The sequence below is a fragment of the Kribbella catacumbae DSM 19601 genome (genome assembly GCF_000372465.1).
GTDB classification, from domain to species: domain Bacteria; phylum Actinomycetota; class Actinomycetes; order Propionibacteriales; family Kribbellaceae; genus Kribbella; species Kribbella catacumbae.
Genome location: NZ_AQUZ01000001.1, coordinates 51,682 through 69,997 on the forward strand (window position 1 = coordinate 51,682; position 18,316 = coordinate 69,997).

An 18,316-nucleotide genomic window follows, 5' to 3' on the forward strand; every position below is an offset into this window, starting at 1 on the left:
GTGATGCTCCGGTCACCAAAACAGAACGGTCCATGGCCCGAGTCTTTCATTACTCAGGACAAACTTAGGGTGGGGTTGGGTGTCGCTAGGGCCGGGGTTGGGTGTCCCGGCGGTAGTCCTTCGTCTGGCGGACCCAAGCCTTACGGGCCTCCGCCTGAAGCCGACTGTCGGCCCGCCGAGCCATATAGGCCGCCTCGCGCTGCAGCTTCACCCAGCTCTCATAGCGCCGCACAGACAACGTCCCGTCTTCCAGAGCCGCCTGCACTGCGCACCCCGGCTCCGTCACGTGCCCACAGTCCTTGAAGCGGCACTGCTCGGCCAGCGCAGTCACATCGGGGAACGCAGCCGCCAGCCCTTCACCAGACTCCTGCAGCCCGATCCCCCGCAGCCCAGGCGTATCGATAACAACGCCACCGCCGGGCAGCAGGATCAACTCACGCCGTACGGACGTGTGCCGCCCCTTGCCGTCCTCACGGATCGCCTGCACGTCTAGAAGCTCAACACCGGCCAGTGCGTTCACCAGAGACGATTTGCCGGCACCACTCGTCCCTAGCAGGGCCATAGTCGCGTTGTCGTCCAGTAGTGCCCTCACAGCCTCCAGACCTTCGCCTGTCGTCGCACTGCACACCAGTACGTCGGCACCTGGCGCAGCAGTCGCCACGTCCTCAGCGACAGAGTCCGCATCGCCTACTAGGTCAGCCTTGGTCAGTACTACGACCGGCCGCGCGCCGCTCTCCCAGGCGAGGGCGAGGAAGCGCTCTATGCGAGAGATGTTCGGCTCCGGGTGCAACCCGACCACAACGGCGACCACGTCGATGTTGGCCGCGAGGACCTGCCCACGCGAGCTACCCCCGACCTCAGCCCGCACGATCGCAGTACGGCGTGGGGCAACGGCCTCGACGGTGACGCGGTCGTCCGGCCAGCTACGGAGTGCAACCCAGTCGCCGGTACACGGAGTCGCCTGGGTGTCCGTAGCGATGGCCGCCAGTACTGCGCCCGACCAGCTGGCGCGGACTGGGCCGTCCTCCGTCAGGACGGTCGACAGTCCTTTGTCGACCCGGACCACGCGCCCCGGGACAAGTTCATCGGACAGTGTTTCGAAATGGCCGGCCGTCTGGGTGTCCAGCCCGAGAGCCTGAAGTTCTGCTGACATCTTGCGACGAACCTTTCGAGAGGCCCGGCCGCGAGATCAGCTCAGCGGACGGACGAAGTGGGAGACAGCGGCCCGATGGGCCTGATCCAAGCTCATGACGGCGTCAGCTCCCTTCCATGTCCTGGACGTTTCCGTCGGTCCGGAAACGTCTGTGTCGCGATGCGATCAGCCTAGGTCGTCAGGTTCGGTGGGCGCACCGGGTTTTCCTACCGGCGCAGGCTTGCGCTCAGCTTGCTTGGCCTTCCGCCTGGCCTTGAGATCGGCCCCGTCAGCCTCCGCCCGTACTGCGGGCGCCGGCGCCGCGGGGGTCGCCGTCGGCTCAGCGGGCGCCGTTGCGGCCGCGGCCTGCTCAGCGGGCTCCGGTTTCTCAGGCATCGCCTCTACGGGTGCCGGCGCCTTGTGTTCACCGAGTGCCTCCACAGCCTTGGCCATCTTGACCTCGGGCCGTTCGTCGTCCGGTCCGAGCCCGTCTGCGTGATGCACCTTCGAGTCCGCCTTCATCACCGGCTCGGCCGCCTCCGCTTTGCGCGCCTTGTGCGGCCATGTCCGGTCCACCACAGCGTTCAGCGCCGCACCGATCAGCACCGCGATCGCGGTCAGGTACAGCCACAGCAGCACCGCGATCGGCGCCGCGAGCGGCCCATAGATCGAGGTCCCGCCGACCGTGGTCTGCAGGACCCAGCGCAGCAGGAAGCTGCCGAGAATCCAGATCGACAGCGCCAGGAACGACCCCGGCAGGTCGGACACCCACGGCGTCCGCACCGGCACCGACAGGTGGTACAGGGTGTTCAGGAAGCCCGCCGACAGGATCGTCACGACCGGCCAGTACAGCTGGTTCAGGAAGTCGACTCGTTGCGGCAGCAGTGCATCCACGGCGTTCGGGCCGGCCAGCACCAGCGGCAGGACGATCACACCGATGATGAGTGCGACGCAGTACAGGGTGAACGACAGCGCCCGGGTCTTGACGATGCCGCGACGGCCGCCCATCCCGTACATGATCGTGATGGTGTCGACGAAGACGTTCAGCGCCCGGCTGCCGGACCACAGGGCGAGCAGGAAACCGATCGAGATGACGTCGAAGCGGCCACCACTGCCGAGCACGTCGTCGAGGGTCGGCACGATCACCTGCTGGACCGAGTCCGCGGTCAGCGCCCGTTCGGCCAGCTGGATGATCTGGAACTTGATGTCCTCGATCGTCTCCAGGTCGAACTCGTTCGCGATGAAGCCGATGCTGCCGGCCAGCCCGAAGATCAGCGGCGGCAACGACAGGATCGCGAAGAACGCCGCCTCCGCGGCCAGTCCCGTGACCCGGTACCGCAGACAGGTGCCGACCGTCTGGGTCAGCAGCCGCCAGGTGGTGCCGGGAAGTTGTCGGGCCCATGCGAGTGAGACGGAGGTCTCGGACCCAGAGCGTGCCATACCGCTTACCGTACTGACATGGCGGACCCAAACGCTGTAACGAATCAGGCTCCCCCACTCCAAGGGGTGAACTTCTTCACGCGGGACACCGCACTTGGTGACTCTCTGCGTCCATACGCTGACCTGAACGATGATCCAGGCCTGACCGCGATCGGCGAACTGGCCGGATCTCAGGAAGCGCTCTCTCATACGCTCCCCGCCAACCAGAACTCCCCTGTACTGCGAACGCATGACCGCTACGGCCATCGGATCGACGAGGTCGAGTTCCACCCGTCCTGGCATTGGCTGATGGACAAGGCAGTCGGCTTCGGTCTCCAAGCGGCACCGTGGACCAGCGACAAGCCGTCACCCCACCTGACCCGCGCGGCCGGCTTCTACCTCTGGTCACAGGTCGAGCCAGGCCACGGCTGCCCGATCTCGATGACGTACTCCGCGGTCCCTGCACTCCGCGCGGACAACGCACTCGCCGACGAGTGGATCCCCCGCCTCGCCGCCACGCAGTACGACCCTCGTCGCCTGCCCGTCGCCGAGAAGGCCGGCGCGCTCGCCGGAATGGGCATGACGGAGAAGCAGGGCGGATCCGACGTGCGGGCCAATCTGACCACCGCTACTCCGACCGGTGCGGACGGTGAGTATCTGCTGAACGGGCACAAGTGGTTCTGCTCCGCCCCGCAGGTCGACGTCTTCCTCGTGCTCGCCCAGGCGCCGGACGGTCTGACCTGTTTCGTCGTACCCCGAGTCCTTGCCGATGGCAATCGGAACGCGTTTGCCCTGCAACGGTTGAAGGACAAGCTCGGCAACCGGTCGAACGCGTCCAGCGAGGTCGAGTTCCACGCAACGGTCGGGCATCGGCTCGGCGACGAGGGCGCCGGTGTCCGGACGATCATCGAGATGGTGGCGTCGACCCGGTTGGACTGCGTGCTCGGCTCGGCCGCGCTGATGCGCCGGGCCCTGGTCGAGGCGACCTGGCACACCGCGCATCGCAGTGCCTTCGGCAGTCTGCTGAAGGACAAGCCCGCGATGCAGAACGTGCTGGCCGACCTCGCGATCGAGAGCGAGGCAGCAACCGCTCTCTCGATGCGTCTCGCCGCTGCGATGGACGCGTCGCTGGCTGGTGACGAGCAGGCCGCGGGCTTCCGCCGGATCGCTTTGCCGCTGGCCAAGTTCTGGGTCTGCAAGCGCACGTCGTTCACCGTCGCGGAGGCGCTGGAGTGTCTCGGCGGCAACGGCTATGTCGAAGAGAGCGGTCTCCCGCTGCTGTTCCGCGAGTCACCGCTGAACTCCATCTGGGAAGGCTCCGGCACGGTCAACGCCCTCGACGTACTGCGTGCGCTGCGGCGACCCGAGTCGCTGGAAGCGTGGCTGCTGGAGGTCGGTGCGGCGCGGGGTGCCGACCATCGCCTGGACGCGGCCGTGACCGATGTACTGGAATCGCTCTCCGATCTAGCTGGGGCTGAAGCGGGCGCTCGACGGCTCGCCGCGCGGATGGCCGTATGCCTGCAGGCATCGCTGCTGGTGCGGCATTCGACGCCGGAGGTGGCGGACGCGTTCGTCGCCTCCCGTCTCGCCGGCGACTGGGGTGGCGTCTTCGGCACGCTGCCGCGCACCACGCCGTACGGTCCGATCCTCGACCGCATCCTGTAGTGCCCCGACACGGCGCACTAAGCCGGACCTCTACACGCTAGGGTTACGAACGTCGCGACTGGCGCTGAGGTGGGATCGACCACCGGGGAGCGAAAAGACGCCGGCACCGTGCGCCTGGGTGCCGCGACCTTGTCACAGGGAAACCTGTGCGACCTCAGGAGAGAGACGAAGATGACTCAACCCTTCGACGCCGCAGCCGCGTCGGCCGCGTACCGCAACGCGCTCGAGGTGATCGGCGCGGTGGAACCCACCATCGCCGGCGCGATCAAGGCCGAACTGGCCGACCAGCGGTCCTCGCTGAAGCTGATCGCCAGCGAGAACTACGCCTCCCCCGCGACCCTGCTGACGATGGGGAACTGGCTCTCGGACAAGTACGCCGAGGGCACCGTCGGGCACCGCTTCTACGCCGGCTGCCAGAACGTCGACACCGTCGAGCAGACCGCGGCCGACCACGCGAGGGCGCTCTTCGACGCGCCGCACGCCTACGTCCAGCCGCACTCCGGCATCGACGCGAACCTGGTCGCCTTCTGGGCGATCCTGGCCCAGCGGATCGAGTCCCCGGCCCTGGCCGAGGTCGGCGCCAAGCACGTCAACGACCTGTCCGACGAGGACTGGGCCAAGCTCCGCAAAGCGCTCGGCGACCAGAAGATGCTCGGCATGTCCCTGGACGCCGGTGGTCACTTGACCCACGGTTTCCGGCCGAACATCTCCGGCAAGATGTTCCACCAGAGCTCGTACGGCACCGACCCGGAGACGGGTCTGCTGGACTACGACAAGGTCGCCGCGACGGCTCGTGAGTTCAAGCCGCTGATCCTGATCGCCGGCTACTCGGCGTACCCGCGCAAGGTGGACTTCGCCAAGATGCGCGAGATCGCCGACGAGGTCGGCGCCACCTTGATGGTCGACATGGCGCACTTCGCCGGACTCGTGGCCGGCAAGGTCTTCACCGGCGACTTCGACCCGGTCCCGCACGCGCACGTCACGACGACGACCACGCACAAGTCGCTTCGCGGCCCGCGCGGCGGCATGGTGCTCTGCCAGCCGGAGTACGCCGACGCGGTCGACCGCGGCTGCCCGATGGTGCTCGGTGGCCCGCTCAGCCAGGTGATGGCGGCCAAGGCCGTCGCGCTGGCCGAGGCGCGTCAGCCTTCGTTCCAGACCTACGCGCAGAACGTCGCGGACAACGCGGTGACCCTGGCCGAGGGCCTGATGAAGCGTGGCGTCAAGCTCGTCACCGACGGCACGGACAACCACCTCGTACTGCTCGACGTCTCGGCGTACGGGATCACCGGCCGGCAGGCCGAGTCGGCGCTGCTCGACGCGGGCATCGTGACGAACCGCAACGCGGTTCCGCGTGACCCGAACGGCGCCTGGTACACCTCCGGCGTCCGGATCGGTACGCCGGCGCTGACGACCCGCGGCTTCGGCGCCGACGAGTTCGACCGCGTCGCCGAGTTGATGGTCGACGTACTGTCCAGCGTCACCCCGACGACCACCGCCGCCGGTGCGCCGTCCAAGGCGAAGTACGTGCTCGCCGACGGCGTGGCCGACAAGGTCCGCGCCGCCTCGGCGGAGATGCTCGACAAGCACCCGCTGTACCCCGGGCTCGACCTGAACTGAGTTCCACCGGCGCCCGCCTCCATTTCCTGGCGGCGGGCGCTTTTCTCTGCCGAACTATCAGAACTCTGTGATAATTAGTAGTGTTCGGCCATGGCACCGGATCCCACGCCCGCCGAGATCAGCCAGTTCGTCGAGCGCTTCGCCGGCGTCCTCGCCAACAGCGGCGTACCGACGATGTCGGCCCGGGTGATGGCCCGCATGCTGGTCAGCCCGACCGGCACGATGACCGCGGCCGAACTCGCCGAAGCGCTGCAGATCAGCCAGCCGGCTGTGTCTGGTGCTGTCCGGCAGCTCATCCAGGTCTCGTTCATCACGCGAGAACGGCTGCCCGGGTCGCGCAAGGATCACTACCGGATCCGGGAGGACGTCTTCGCAGCCATCCTCGAACGCCGAAACAGCGCACTGGGCGAGTGGGAATCGTCGGTGCGCTCTGGGGCGGACCTCTTCGGCGCAAAGACCGTCGTCGGCGACCGCCTCGCAGAGGCCGCCGAGTTCTTCGCCTTCATTCGCGCCGACCTAGACCAGCTGGTCAACTCCTGGCGCAAAGAGCACCCAGCCAACTAGCTCGCGTTGACCCAACTCCACCTTGTGCACCGCCTGAGCAGCTACTCGAAAGTAGATTGACTGGACGGTGCACAGAGTGGGGCTGAGCAGACAGCTCTAGCGGGTAAGGGCGTAGACCGCGATGGCGGCGAAGTCGTCGGCGGGTTCTGAAGCCTGCCAGGAGCGGACGTCGTCTACGTAGCGCGAGCCTCGGCCGGTGAACTCCTCGAAGCGGTCTACGCCGTCGGCCGGGCAGGGCTTCATGCCATCCAGGTTGTCGCCGAGGCCGTCCTCGAAGAGATCCGCGGAGTTGGGGCCGTTCACCACGGCACCGGTCAGCGGGCGGTCGACGATGTTGGCGATCTGGTGGTGGGGGCAGCGCGTCATCGGTTCGCCGACTCCGACCATGAACGGCACACCCCATGGGTTGGCGCCGAAGTTCCAGCTCAGTTGACCGGTACCGAAGGCGTCGTACCGCCGGTCGCCGGTCGCCGTGCGGTAGAGCCGTGCAGTCGCCGCCAACCCGAAGGCGTGCGGGACGGCGTCGAAGTTGTCGTACTGCGCGCCGGCGCCGAACGGATCCGCGGCGGCACGCTTCGCCCCGATCTCCAGCTGGGCCCGAAGATCGTTCTTCAACGCGGCAACGTCCACCGAGCGATCAAAACGAGCGGCACGGATCAGGTCGGCATGCGCGAGCGCGCTCACGTCGTACAGGTTGAGCGTGTCCCCACCCGCCTCGTGCTTGCGGTACTCCCCCGCCCAGTGCTCCGCAGCGCGCACCCAAGCGCGTGCACGACGGTCGCCCAGTTTCTGTGCAGCAAGCGCAAGCTCAGCAGCGCCAAGCTCCAGGTCATCCCGCCAGGCGCTCTCCGGGTAGAAGGCGAAGGGCAACGAGGTGACCAACTGCGTCACCCCAGACGTCTGCGCCTGCGCGTAGATCTGCGCGGCGGTCTCGAGATGCCGGCGAGCCCGAGCGGGCGCAGTACGGGCCTCGACCTGTGCAGCCAGAGCGAAAGCCGCCGCGGTCCGACCGGCAAGGTTCGGGCTGATAGGCATGCCCGGTGCAGCGGCCCGGAAGACCGGCCGGTTCTTGATGAACTGGTGCCCAGGTGCGTCGTCCTGGTCGTCCGCCTCGGGCAACCGCCAGATGTCGTGGTCGCCGATGAAGGTCTCCTCGACGTTGCCGGTGCCGGCGCCGACCTGGATGTAGAGCGTCTTCGTCCGCTCGTCCCACATCTTGTCCAGCCAGGCCAGACCGTGCCGAGCTTCCTTCAGTAGCGTCGAATCCGGCCACCGGCCGTCCCGAGCCGATGCCCACAGCAACGAATCCGAGTACGCCGCGATGTGGGTGAACTTGAGGTAGTCGCCCGCGTCGTACCAGCCGCCCTCGACATCGACCGGCCCACCGATCCGGCGCATCTCACCGACGGTCTGATCTGTGTCGGGACCCGCGAAGGTCGGCCAGTCATAGACCTGCGCGGCCCGGTCGGTCAGGTGCGACGGACGACGCCCGAGCGACCCCGGTACTACGTTCGCTCCGTCCCGCTGCTCGGTGAAGAAGTTCACGGCCTTGTCCTTGGCGCCTTCCAGCAACCGCTTGTCCGAGCCGACCTCGAACGCGGGCGACACCGGCACCCCGGCCACCTTCACCCGGTACGTCCCCGGCCACCGAAGTCCCGAAAGATCCAACCGATAGACATGCCGGTACTTCGCGTTCCACTCCCCCGCATCCGCACCCGCGCGCCCACTGAGCACCCGGCGTCCCCGCTTGTCGACCACGTCGAAGCGTGCTCCCGCCGCGACCTGCTCGGTCATCAGGTACGCCGATTCGCCCACCGTGCCGCTGTATCCGAGCTGGTTCACCCGAATCAGCCCGGCCCCTGCCACCTCCCCAACCGCAGTACCGGCACCGGCGGCCGTCACCGGAGTCACCACCAATCCGGCGGCCAGAGTGATCGACATGACGCGGCGGAACGTCCCCATCGCAGGCTCCCTTGCTCGACCTTGCATCGACGCTGCAACAACCATTAGGAAACCTTCCTAACGGTTGCGGCACACGCTAGCGCAGCCCGGCGACGGAGTACACCATCTGCGGGAAGAGCATTCAGCGCGGTCCTGAGGGGACGAGAGTGTCGAGATGCATCGCCAATGTCGCTCGAAGCCTGTCTGCGGTGGCGATCTCCGGCCGGGTCGCGGCGTGAACGGCGAGACCGTCGAGTACTGCGTGGAGCCGGTCGGCCTCCTGCTCGACGTCGATCTGGTCGCCGGCGATCTCGGTCACCCAGCGGCGGCAGCCGGCACGCAGCGCGTCGTAACTCCTCTCGGCGCATTCGCGCAGTTCCGGGTCAACCAGTGCACGTGCGGTGAAGGCCAGCCAGACGGCGTTCTCCTTCTGGCGTTCCTCATCGAGGGGCAGCAGTTCGACGAGGAACCGCTCCGCGGTCGCACGCGGGTCACCGGTCGGATCGAGAGAGTCGAGACGGCGCTCGATGCGCTCGACCACCTGGTTCATCGCGAAGACCAGCAGTTCGGCCTGCGTGCTGAACATGTGGCGCAACGAGCCGTTGGACAACCCGGCTTCGCGCGCGACGTTGCGGACCGACGCGTGCTCGAGCCCGTCGCGAAGGATCACCCGCCATGCCGCCTCCGCTAGGTGCTGGCGTCGTTCAGTGGGATCGACGATCTTCGGCATAGTTTTTTATAGCACAGCTGTGCTACGTTGATCGCCACTAGTACAGCTGTACCAAAAAAGGAGCCTCATGTCGATCACGGCTACCCCACCGCGCGCCCTGACCTCAGTGCGCCGCTTGGCACGCCAGCGCAGCGTCCGGATCACGGCCGCGGTCTGGGGCGCCGCAAACGCCGTGGTTCTGCTCGTCGCGGATGAGGCGCTGCCGTTCGGCTGGCCAGGCGTGCCCGGCTCCACGGTCGACCACGTGGTGAATACCAATCTCGGAATGCTGGGGATCTTTGGCTTGATGGCCGTGACCTGCCTGCTGACCAGACGCCGCGTCCGGCCCGACCTCGCCGCCAGGGCCCCGGACCTCGCGGTCGCGCGCCGGGAGACCCTACTGCTGCTCATCTATGGGGCACTCGGCCTCGCTCTCGGATTCATCCTCGCCCGGCTGTTCGGCTGGCACCCCTTCGGATTGCACCTTGCCGGCTCGATCTTCGGCACTCACGACCACGTCGCTCCGGCCGAGGCGATCACATGGGCGGGCTACAACGTCATGGTCTACGCAGTACTGCCGTTGGCGTACTTCCGCCGCAAGTACTCGGCGGAGCAACTGAACCTCAAGTCCAGCGACCGGCGCGGTGACGCCCGGGTGATCGTCGTCGTACTGCTCATCGAGTCGGCGATCCAGTTCGCCACGCTGACGACGGCTTTCGGGCAACTCACCACCGGGCAGTACCTCGTCGGCCTGCCCCTCACGTTCATCCTCTACCTTGCCGGCGCAGTACTGCCCGCGATGATCTTCGTGTACTGCATCCTGGTGCCCCGGTTCCTGAAGCTGACCGGCTCGACCGCGACGACGGTCATTCTCGGCGGCATCACCTACACCCTCCTGCACCTCTGGGACGCGTGGACGGTTCTCACCTCACCGGCCAACTGGCTCCTGTCGATCATCTTCTTGTTCTTCACCTATTTCGGCCCAGGAATGATGAAGACGGTCCTGACCGTGCGCACCGGCAACGCGTGGACGCACGTCTGGGCCTACCACGCAGTCGCACCACACACCCTCATCGATGCGCCCCATGTCGTAGAGATCTTCCGGCTGAGGTGACCACACCGGCGTCAATGTGAGCCATGTCTCGGTCGAGGGGTGCCGCGAGCTGCTACCTGCCAGTTCAGCGCTCGCCTGAGCCCGCTGACCGGCGGCCGCGGGGGTGTCTTTCAGGGCCGAAACAATCCGAAGTACACTGGTAGACATAGCCGCATCGTGAGATCGCGTCTCACGATGAGAGAATGGGAGTTGATTTACGAGCCGATCGCGCTGAGCATTATCACCATGCTCGCTGCCCGCTCGACTCATCTCGTAGGTCGGATTCACGTCGACCTCGGTCGCATGCGCAGCGCCATCTGTTGTCCTTCGATGCTCTGACAGCCACCCCGCTCGAAACATCTGCTGGGTGCGCACCGCGCAGACCAGATCGAATCGACGACGCTTCGAGCTAGCCTCACGCGGACGCACCTGTCTCTAGGACAAGGACACCGTTCCGGATGACTGGCGTCTCCTCACCGCAAACCGGCACCGCCCGCAAACCCGCTCGCCCCCGTAAGGGCAAGGGCGAAGGTCAGTGGGCGCTCGGCTATCGCGAGCCACTGAACAAGAACGAAGAGAACAAGAAGAACGACGACGGCCTGAACGTCCGGGCCCGGATCGAGAACATCTATGCCCACCGGGGGTTCGACTCGATCGACCCCGCCGATCTGCGCGGCCGGTTCCGCTGGTGGGGGCTCTACACCCAGCGCAAGCCCGGGATCGACGGCGGCAAGACCGCCACGCTGGAGCCGGAGGAGCTGGACGACAAGTACTTCATGCTCCGGGTCCGGATCGAGGGCGGCCAGCTCAGCACCGAGCAGCTGCGGGTGATCGCCGAGGTGTCCAGCACCTACGCGCGGGACACCGCCGACATCACCGACCGGCAGAACATCCAGCTGCACTGGATCCGGGTCGAGGACGTACCGGCCATCTGGCAGAAGCTGGAGGCGGTCGGGCTCTACACCACCGAGGCCTGTGGCGACGTCCCGCGCGTCATCATCTCCAGCCCGGTCGCCGGCATCGCCGCGGACGAGATCATCGACCCGACGCCGGCCATCGACGACATCGTCGAGCGGTACATCGGCAGCGCTGAGTTCTCCAACCTGCCGCGCAAGTTCAAGACCGCGATGACCGGCCACCCGTCCCACGACGTGGTGCCGGAGGTCAACGACATCAGCTTCGTCGGCGTTGTCCACCCCGAACATGGCCCCGGCTTCGACCTGTGGGTCGGCGGCGGCCTGTCCACCAACCCGATGCTCGCCCAGCGCGTCGGGGCGTGGATCCCGCTGGACGAGGTGCACCTGGCCTGGAAGGGCGTCGTCGGCATCTTCCGCGACTACGGCTACCGCCGGCTGCGGACCCGGGCCCGGTTGAAGTACCTGGTCGCCGACTGGGGCATGGAGAAGTTCCGCGAGATCCTCGAGAGCGACAAGTACCTCGGCCGCAAGCTCATCGACGGACCCGCGCCGGAGATCCCCGCAGTACAGGGTGATCACGTCGGCGTGCACAAGCAGAAGGACGGCCGGTACTTTGTCGGCGTCGCGCCCGTCGTCGGGCGGGTCTCCGGCAGCTCGCTGGCCAAGGTGGCCGACGTCGTCGCGGCGCACGGGTCGGACCGGATCCGGACCACCGCGCAGCAGAAGTTCATCGTGCTGGATGTCGAGGAGGCGCAGGTCGAGTCGCTGGTCGCCCAGCTGGCCGAACTCGGCTACCAGGCCCGGCCGTCGGCCTGGCGGCAGAACACGATGGCCTGCACGGGGATCGAGTTCTGCAAGCTGGCGATCGTCGAGACGAAGGCCCGCGCGGCCGAGTTGATCGGCGAGCTGGAGGAGCGGATCCCCGACCTGGACGTGCCGATCACGGTCAACGTGAACGGCTGCCCGAACTCCTGCGCCCGGATCCAGGTCGCCGACATCGGCCTCAAGGGCCAGCTGGTGCTGGATGCCGACGGCAAGCAGGTGCCGGGCTACCAGGTGCACCTCGGTGGCGGGCTCGGGCTGGACGCCGGCTTCGGCCGGAAGCTGCGCGGTCACAAGGTGACCTCCGAAGGACTCGCCGACTACGTCGAGCGGGTCACCCAGAACTACCTGAAAGAGCGGTCCGAGGGCGAACGCTTCGCCCAGTGGGTCGTCCGTGCCGAGGAAGGAGCGTTGCAATGAGTGAGAGAGCCGCACCGTTGTACTGCCCGTACTGCGGTGATGAGGACCTTCGTCCTTCCGAAGAGGGCCATGGCGCTTGGGAGTGCCGGCCCTGTGCACGGGTGTTCCAGCTGAAGATGATCGGACTGCGGGTGACGGTGGAATGAGTACTGACTTGAAGACGATCGCCGAAGAGGCGAACGAACGACTAGCCGACGCCTCGGCGCTGGAAGTGCTGGCGTGGGCGCGGGAGACCTTCGGCGACGAGCTGGTGGTGACCGCGTCGATGGCGGACGGGGCACTGCCCCACCTCGCGGCCGAGGCGGCCCCTGGCGTCGACGTACTGTTCCTCGACACGGGCTACCACTTCGCCGAGACCATCGGCACCCGGGACGCGGTCGCCGCGACCCTCCCGATCAACCTGATCAACGCCACCCCGAAGCAGACCGTCGCCGAGCAGGACGCGGAGTACGGCAAGGACCTGTTCGCTCGCGAGCCCGACAAGTGCTGCGCGATGCGCAAGGTCGAGCCGCTGAACCGGGTTCTGTCGGGCTACAAGGCCTGGGTCACCGGCGTACGCCGGGAAGAGGCGCCGACCCGCGCGAACACCCAGATCGTCGAGTACGACGAGAAGCGCGACATGGTGAAGCTGAACCCGATCGCCCCTTGGACGCAGGAAGACCTCGACGGCTACATCAACGACAACGGCGTGCTGGTGAACCTGCTGCAGTACGACGGCTACCCGTCGATCGGCTGCCAGCCATGCACCAAGCAGGTCGCTCCGGGCGAGGATCCGCGCAGCGGGCGCTGGGCCGGCCAGGGCAAGATCGAATGCGGGTTGCACACATGACCGCCGTTTACGAAACGTCTCCCACGCCCTCGACCCAGTCGATCGTGACCGAGCTGGACGCGCTGGAGAGCGAGTCGATCTTCGTCTTCCGGGAGGTGGCAGCCGAGTTCGAGCGGCCGGTGATCCTCTTCTCCGGTGGCAAGGACTCGATCGTGATGCTGCACCTGGCGCGCAAGGCGTTCGCACCGGCGCCGGTGCCGTTCACCTTGCTGCACGTCGACACCGGGCACAACTTCCAAGAGGTGCTCGACTACCGCGACGCCACCGTCGCCGCTCTCGGGCTGCGGCTCGAGGTGGCGAAGGTCGAGGACTACCTGGCCGACGGCCGGCTGCGCGAACGCTCCGACGGCACCCGCAACCAGCTGCAGACGATTCCGTTGCTCGATGCAATCAACGGGCACCGGTTCGACGCTGTCTTCGGTGGCGGCCGCCGCGACGAGGAACGCGCTCGCGCCAAGGAGCGGATCTACAGCCTCCGCGACGAGTTCGGCCAGTGGGACCCGCGCAACCAGCGGCCCGAGTTGTGGTCGCTGTACAACGGCAAGCACAAGCCGGGCGAGCACGTCCGGGTGTTCCCGCTGTCGAACTGGACCGAGCTGGACATCTGGAACTACATCGAGCGCGAGCAGATCCCGCTGCCGAGCATCTACTACGCCCACGAGCGGGACGTGTTCGAGCGCGACGGCATGTTGCTTGCCGTCGGCCCCTACTCGCAGCCGAGATCCGGTGAGACGGTTTCCAGTCGGCTGGTCAGGTACCGGACGGTCGGCGACATGTCCTGCACCGGCGCGGTCGCGTCGACCGCGGCCTCCCCTGCGGAGGTCGTGATCGAGGTCGCCGCCAGCGAGATCACCGAGCGTGGCGCCACCCGCGCCGACGACCGGGCCAGCGAAGCCGCGATGGAAGACCGCAAACGAGAGGGGTACTTCTGATGAGCACCCTGCTACGTCTCGCCACGGCGGGCTCGGTGGACGACGGCAAGTCGACCCTGGTCGGCCGGCTGCTGCACGACTGCAAGGCGATCCTCGCCGACCAGATCGCGCACGTGCAGACGGTTTCCGAGGCCCGTGGCGGTGACTTCGACTTCGCCCTGCTCACCGACGGCCTACGCGCCGAACGCGAACAAGGCATCACCATCGACGTCGCCTACCGGTACTTCGCCACCGACAAGCGCTCGTTCATCCTGGCCGACTGCCCCGGGCACGTGCAGTACACCCGGAACACGGTGACCGGCGCGTCGACCGCGGATGTCGTGATCATCCTGGTCGACGCGCGGCACGGCGTACTGGAGCAGACCCGGCGGCACCTCGCCGTGGCCGGGCTGCTGCGGGTGCCTCACGTAGTACTGGCCGTCAACAAGATCGATCTCGTCGGGTACGACGAGGCGGTCTTCAAGGGCATCGGCAAGGACGTCTCGCAACTCGCCGACCAGCTCGGGATCGCCGACGTCCAAGCGATCCCGGTCTCCGCGCTCGTCGGCGACAACGTCGTGGAGCGCTCTCCCGAGACCGCCTGGTACGACGGACCGACCCTGCTGGAATACCTGGAGAACGCGACCGGCCGCGACGACATCTCGGCCCGGCCGCTGCGCTTCCCGGTCCAGTACGTGATCCGCCCGCAAACCGACGACCAGTACCGTGACTACCGCGGCTACACCGGAACAGTTGCCTCCGGCACCGTCTCGGTCGGCGACGAGGTGATCGTCCTGCCCGCAGGCCGCCGTACCTCGGTGTCCGGCATCGACCGTGCGGTCATCAGCGCCACCAGTACTGCGGTCGCCGAGCGCCCGTCCGCCGTCGCCGGCGAAGCCGTCACCGTCCGGCTCGCTGACGACCTCGACGTCGCCCGCGGCTCGGTCATCGTCGCCGCCGACTCCTCCCCCGGCACCCGCCGCGAGCTGCTCGCCACCGTGTGCTGGCTGTCGGACCGCCCACTCACCGTGGGTGCCCGGCTGCTGATCAAGCACACCACCACTACCGCCCAGGCCATCGTCACCAAGATCAACGGTGCACTTGATCTGGACACGCTCGGAGTCATCGACGCCACCGGGCTCGACCTGAACGACATCGGCAAGGTGCAACTCAAGATCGCCGCACCGCTGGCCGCCGATCCGTACTCCAGCAACAACATCACCGGATCCTTCCTGCTGATCGACGCCCACGACGGGTGGACGCTGGCGGCCGGCATGATCGACGACGAAGAAGGGGAACTGCTGTGACTGCTCCAGCGCTCGTGATCCTCGCCCACGGCAGCCGCGATCCGCGTTCGGCCGCCACCGTCCACTCGCTGGTCAAGTGCCTGCGTGACCTGCGCGACGACCTGCGGATCGAAGCCTCCTTCCTCGACCACTGCCCGCCCACGCCGTACCAGAAGATCGGCAAGCTCGCCGCCGAGGGTGTCGAAGAGGTCGTCATCCTGCCGCTGCTGCTGTCCAGCGCCTTCCACGCCCGGGTCGACATCCCGGCCGTCGTCGACGAGGCCCGCAGCCGGTTCCCGGATCTGCGGATCATCGCCTCCGACGTCCTCGGGTACGACGACACGCTGCTCGACGTACTGGATCGCAGGATGCGGGCCGAGCTCAAGGACGGCCGGGTGCGCGAACTCGACGCGCTCGTGCTGGCCTGCGCCGGATCCAGCGACGCCCAGGCGAACGCGGCCATCACCCGACTCGCCCGCCTCTGGGGCCAGCGTCACAAGCTGCCCGTCACGGCTGCCTTCACCGCCGCCGCAACCCCGAGCCCGGCCGAGGCTGTCCTCCAGTGGCGACTCGAAGGCCGCCGCCACGTCGCAGTCGGGTCGTTCTTCCTGGCACCCGGCGTCCTGCCGGACCGAGCCGAACAGACGTCCCGCAAGGCCGGTGCCGTCGCCGTCTCCCGCCCTCTCGGCGTGAGCGCAGAGGTAGCCCGCCTGGTCCTCCTCCGCTACGGCGTAGCCGGCCTAGACCTACTCACCTTGGTGCCGGCCCCCCGCCCACAACTCCTCCGCCCGGAGTTGGTCCGCACCGCCTGACCTCCGCCACACCGGCTGACCTCCTCCACACCGCCTGACCTCCTCCGCCCCGACGACCGCATCCCTGGTCGTCGGGGCGCGGACGTGCACGCATGCACACCCTCGCCCAGCAAACGCTTCCCTCGGCGTGTCGCGACCTGGCCAGAGGGCTGTGCGTGCGTGGCGGTCCGGCAAACGTCAGGCGGCGGCGATACGCGAGGCGGTCGGGATCACCGCGGCTTGGCGGACCGCAGCGTCGAGCGATGTACCGACCCAGGTCTCGTCGAGGATCACGTCCTCCCACGAGTAGCGCAGCAGCAACCAGCCGCGGATCGCGAGTTCGACATAGCGGCGGCAGTCTTTGCGGAGCGCGGTCCGGCTGCCGTGGTGGGCGAAGCTGTCCGCCTCGAGCACGATGCGCAGGAACGGATCGGCCAGATCGACGCGGGCGAAGAACGACGCGTCCCTGATCCGGTACTGCGGAACGAAACCCGCGAACCCGGCGTCGATCACCCGCGCCCTGAGCATCGACTCGAGCGCTGACTCCGCACGGGCGTCAGCCGACGCGGCAACTCGCAGTACGGCGGCGCTACCGGCACCCCGATCTGCGCGAACTGCGTCTGCCAGCGCAGCCGGATCCACCTTCTTCAAGCGTAAGGCCGAGTCCGCGAGCGCCAACGCCTCTCCGAACGGTAGATGCCGAGCGCAGTCGATGACCGTCTGGAGGGGCGCCGTGACGCGCTCCGGCAAGCCGGTCTTCGTGCGATGCATGACGCAACTCAGCTCGGTCTCGCGGCGTCGCTGGGTCCGGCTGATCAGTACGTGCGGCACAAGCGGTCGCGTCACCACCTCGAGACCGTGGTGCAATGCCGCGCTCTGCCGCGCCAGCACTCCACCGTTCGCGAGGGCGACCGTCAGATCCGAGGGTGCGGTTGGAAGCGCGTAGACGCCCTTCGCCACCCGATCGATCTCGCCGCGCTCAAGCGCCGTACGGATCGATCGCGCCGGTGTCAGGCCCGCGAGTTCGGCGTACCGGGCGCTGCCGCCGGCCCTTTGCAAGATCTCCACCACATCGGCCACCGCCCAAGTCTGCGCCTTCGAGGCCGAGCCTGCTTTGAGTTATCCACAGGCGAACGAAGCCGCCCGCTCCGAGGGAACGGAGCCGCCCGCCGTTGTCTGCAGGAGGCCCGGAGGTGCACGCATACCCAACTACCCCCGGCAACCGCCTCCCTCGGCGTGTCGCAGGTCGCGCCCGAGGCCGTGCATGCATGGGCGCCCGGCACCTGCCAGCCTGCACGGGCCGGTCGTCAGGTGGCGGCCAGGCGGCCCTTCTCGGCGGGGACGTCGAAGTCGGCCTTGGGCCACTCGGGGTTGAGGTCCTGCAGGGTTTCCAGCAGCAGGGTGGTGACGGCCCAGTTCCGGTACCACTTGCGGTCGCTGGGGATCACGTACCAGGGCGTCTCGGCGTTGTTGCACTTCTCGATGGCGGCCTGGTACGCCTCGGCGTAGTCGGGCCAGAGCCCACGCTCGTCGACGTCGCCGGGGTTGTACTTCCAGTGCTTCGTCTCGTCGTCGAGCCTGGCCTCCAGGCGGAGTTTCTGCTCCTCCGGCGAGATGTGCAGGAAGCATTTGAGCACTGTCACGCCGCTCGCGGCCAGCTCGGCCTCGAACTCATTGATCTGCTCGTAGCGGCGGTTCCAGACCGGCGGTGCGACCAGGTTGCGGACGCGGGCGATCAGTACGTCCTCGTAATGCGAGCGGTCGAAGATGCCGATCAAGCCCGGCGTCGGCAGCGCCTGGCGGATCCGCCAGAGGAAGCCGCGTCGCTTCTCGGCCGGCGTCGGCGCTTTGAAGGAGGTGATCCGCAGACCCTGCGGATCCATCAGGCCTGCACCATGCCGGATCACGCCGCCCTTGCCGGAGGTGTCCATCCCCTGCAGGACCAGCAGCACACTCCGCTCGCCGCCCTTGCGTCCCTCGGCGAACAACCGTTCCTGCCAGTCGGAGACCTCGGGACCGACGGCGTCGAGCGCCAGCTTGCCTGCCTCCTTGGTCCCGGAGAACCCGGTCGTCGCGCGGGTGTCCCAGGCGCTCAGATCCACCGGCCCTTGCGGCACCCGCAACTGGTCCAGCAGCTTGCCGCTCACGGTCTCATCAGGCTTCGCAGTCTTCTTCTTCGCCATCCGCCCATCCTGCC

Annotated in this window: 16 protein-coding genes and 1 riboswitch; of the genes, 10 read left to right on the forward strand and 6 right to left on the reverse strand. The window is 67.5% G+C overall.

The annotated features are described in order from the left end of the window. Positions 1 to 85: 85 nt before the first annotated feature. On the reverse strand, positions 86 to 1,153 hold the full coding sequence (gene rsgA, locus A3ES_RS0100270) for a ribosome small subunit-dependent GTPase A (protein WP_020384760.1): 1,068 nt from the start codon (positions 1,151 to 1,153) through the stop codon (positions 86 to 88). Between the two features lie 165 nt (positions 1,154 to 1,318). Next, positions 1,319 to 2,572 carry a YihY/virulence factor BrkB family protein gene (locus A3ES_RS50860; RefSeq protein WP_020384761.1) on the reverse strand — a complete coding sequence of 418 codons (1,254 nt, stop codon included), beginning with the start codon at positions 2,570 to 2,572 and terminating at the stop codon, positions 1,319 to 1,321. 18 nt (positions 2,573 to 2,590) lie between these two features. Here A3ES_RS50860 and A3ES_RS0100280 point away from each other — a divergent pair, with 18 nt between their 5' ends. The 3 genes from A3ES_RS0100280 to A3ES_RS0100290 all read left to right on the forward strand — a co-directional run bounded on the left by A3ES_RS0100280 (position 2,591) and on the right by A3ES_RS0100290 (position 6,400). Next, positions 2,591 to 4,216 carry an acyl-CoA dehydrogenase family protein gene (locus A3ES_RS0100280; RefSeq protein WP_026162436.1) on the forward strand — a complete coding sequence of 542 codons (1,626 nt, stop codon included), beginning with the start codon at positions 2,591 to 2,593 and terminating at the stop codon, positions 4,214 to 4,216. 44 nt (positions 4,217 to 4,260) lie between these two features. Then, a riboswitch (ZMP/ZTP riboswitch) is annotated at positions 4,261 to 4,343 on the forward strand. 44 nt (positions 4,344 to 4,387) lie between these two features. Continuing rightward, on the forward strand, positions 4,388 to 5,836 hold the full coding sequence (locus tag A3ES_RS0100285; protein ID WP_020384763.1) for a glycine hydroxymethyltransferase: 1,449 nt from the start codon (positions 4,388 to 4,390) through the stop codon (positions 5,834 to 5,836). Positions 5,837 to 5,926: 90 nt separating this feature from the next. Then, positions 5,927 to 6,400, forward strand: coding sequence for a GbsR/MarR family transcriptional regulator (locus A3ES_RS0100290; protein ID WP_020384764.1), 474 nt, complete (start codon positions 5,927 to 5,929; stop codon positions 6,398 to 6,400). A 96-nt stretch (positions 6,401 to 6,496) separates the two neighbouring features. Here the strand turns inward: A3ES_RS0100290 and A3ES_RS0100295 are convergent, their stop codons facing one another. Beyond that, positions 6,497 to 8,362, reverse strand: coding sequence for a glycoside hydrolase family 9 protein (locus A3ES_RS0100295; RefSeq protein WP_020384765.1), 1,866 nt, complete (start codon positions 8,360 to 8,362; stop codon positions 6,497 to 6,499). Between the two features lie 121 nt (positions 8,363 to 8,483). Then, entirely contained in the window at positions 8,484 to 9,071 is a 588-nt protein-coding gene (locus tag A3ES_RS0100300) for a TetR/AcrR family transcriptional regulator (RefSeq protein ID WP_020384766.1), read from the reverse strand. Between the two features lie 67 nt (positions 9,072 to 9,138). Here A3ES_RS0100300 and A3ES_RS0100305 point away from each other — a divergent pair, with 67 nt between their 5' ends. The 7 genes from A3ES_RS0100305 (at position 9,139) to A3ES_RS0100335 (ending at position 16,140) form a co-directional block, all read left to right on the forward strand. Then, positions 9,139 to 10,164, forward strand: a complete 1,026-nt coding sequence (locus tag A3ES_RS0100305; protein WP_020384767.1) for a hypothetical protein — start codon at positions 9,139 to 9,141, stop codon at positions 10,162 to 10,164. Positions 10,165 to 10,601: 437 nt separating this feature from the next. Continuing rightward, complete coding sequence (locus tag A3ES_RS0100315) at positions 10,602 to 12,302, forward strand: nitrite/sulfite reductase (protein WP_020384769.1); 1,701 nt, start codon at positions 10,602 to 10,604, stop codon at positions 12,300 to 12,302. Continuing rightward, positions 12,299 to 12,448: a hypothetical protein gene (locus tag A3ES_RS54915; RefSeq protein ID WP_166665480.1), complete on the forward strand. Its 150-nt coding sequence runs from the start codon at positions 12,299 to 12,301 to the stop codon at positions 12,446 to 12,448. Before A3ES_RS0100315 ends, A3ES_RS54915 begins: the two co-directional genes overlap by 4 nt. Further along, on the forward strand, positions 12,445 to 13,131 hold the full coding sequence (locus A3ES_RS0100320) for a phosphoadenylyl-sulfate reductase (protein WP_020384770.1): 687 nt from the start codon (positions 12,445 to 12,447) through the stop codon (positions 13,129 to 13,131). Before A3ES_RS54915 ends, A3ES_RS0100320 begins: the two co-directional genes overlap by 4 nt. Next, complete coding sequence (gene cysD, locus A3ES_RS0100325) at positions 13,128 to 14,063, forward strand: sulfate adenylyltransferase subunit CysD (protein WP_020384771.1); 936 nt, start codon at positions 13,128 to 13,130, stop codon at positions 14,061 to 14,063. Before A3ES_RS0100320 ends, cysD begins: the two co-directional genes overlap by 4 nt. Continuing rightward, positions 14,063 to 15,349, forward strand: coding sequence for a sulfate adenylyltransferase subunit 1 (locus tag A3ES_RS0100330; RefSeq protein WP_020384772.1), 1,287 nt, complete (start codon positions 14,063 to 14,065; stop codon positions 15,347 to 15,349). Before cysD ends, A3ES_RS0100330 begins: the two co-directional genes overlap by 1 nt. Further along, positions 15,346 to 16,140 (forward strand): sirohydrochlorin chelatase, encoded by a 795-nt coding sequence (locus A3ES_RS0100335; RefSeq protein WP_020384773.1) that lies wholly within the window; start codon positions 15,346 to 15,348, stop codon positions 16,138 to 16,140. Before A3ES_RS0100330 ends, A3ES_RS0100335 begins: the two co-directional genes overlap by 4 nt. A gap of 177 nt (positions 16,141 to 16,317) precedes the next feature. Here A3ES_RS0100335 and A3ES_RS0100340 read toward each other — a convergent pair whose 3' ends face one another. Both A3ES_RS0100340 and A3ES_RS0100345 read right to left on the reverse strand, forming a co-directional pair. Continuing rightward, positions 16,318 to 17,199 carry a type IV toxin-antitoxin system AbiEi family antitoxin domain-containing protein gene (locus A3ES_RS0100340; RefSeq protein ID WP_020384774.1) on the reverse strand — a complete coding sequence of 294 codons (882 nt, stop codon included), beginning with the start codon at positions 17,197 to 17,199 and terminating at the stop codon, positions 16,318 to 16,320. A gap of 227 nt (positions 17,200 to 17,426) precedes the next feature. Beyond that, positions 17,427 to 18,302, reverse strand: coding sequence for a PPK2 family polyphosphate kinase (locus A3ES_RS0100345; RefSeq protein WP_020384775.1), 876 nt, complete (start codon positions 18,300 to 18,302; stop codon positions 17,427 to 17,429). Positions 18,303 to 18,316: the final 14 nt, after the last annotated feature.

Coding starts and splice junctions, on each gene's coding strand:
- A3ES_RS0100285 (WP_020384763.1), top strand. CDS start 4,388: ATGACTCAACCCTTCGACGCCGCAGCCGCGTCGGCCGCGTACCGCAAC.
- A3ES_RS54915 (WP_166665480.1), top strand. CDS start 12,299: ATGAGTGAGAGAGCCGCACCGTTGTACTGCCCGTACTGCGGTGATGAG.
- A3ES_RS0100330 (WP_020384772.1), top strand. CDS start 14,063: ATGAGCACCCTGCTACGTCTCGCCACGGCGGGCTCGGTGGACGACGGC.
- A3ES_RS50860 (WP_020384761.1), bottom strand. CDS start 2,572: ATGGCACGCTCTGGGTCCGAGACCTCCGTCTCACTCGCATGGGCCCGA.
- rsgA (WP_020384760.1), bottom strand. CDS start 1,153: ATGTCAGCAGAACTTCAGGCTCTCGGGCTGGACACCCAGACGGCCGGC.
- A3ES_RS0100290 (WP_020384764.1), top strand. CDS start 5,927: ATGGCACCGGATCCCACGCCCGCCGAGATCAGCCAGTTCGTCGAGCGC.
- A3ES_RS0100320 (WP_020384770.1), top strand. CDS start 12,445: ATGAGTACTGACTTGAAGACGATCGCCGAAGAGGCGAACGAACGACTA.
- A3ES_RS0100315 (WP_020384769.1), top strand. CDS start 10,602: ATGACTGGCGTCTCCTCACCGCAAACCGGCACCGCCCGCAAACCCGCT.
- A3ES_RS0100280 (WP_026162436.1), top strand. CDS start 2,591: ATGGCGGACCCAAACGCTGTAACGAATCAGGCTCCCCCACTCCAAGGG.
- A3ES_RS0100345 (WP_020384775.1), bottom strand. CDS start 18,302: ATGGCGAAGAAGAAGACTGCGAAGCCTGATGAGACCGTGAGCGGCAAG.
- A3ES_RS0100305 (WP_020384767.1), top strand. CDS start 9,139: ATGTCGATCACGGCTACCCCACCGCGCGCCCTGACCTCAGTGCGCCGC.
- cysD (WP_020384771.1), top strand. CDS start 13,128: ATGACCGCCGTTTACGAAACGTCTCCCACGCCCTCGACCCAGTCGATC.
- A3ES_RS0100300 (WP_020384766.1), bottom strand. CDS start 9,071: ATGCCGAAGATCGTCGATCCCACTGAACGACGCCAGCACCTAGCGGAG.
- A3ES_RS0100295 (WP_020384765.1), bottom strand. CDS start 8,362: ATGGGGACGTTCCGCCGCGTCATGTCGATCACTCTGGCCGCCGGATTG.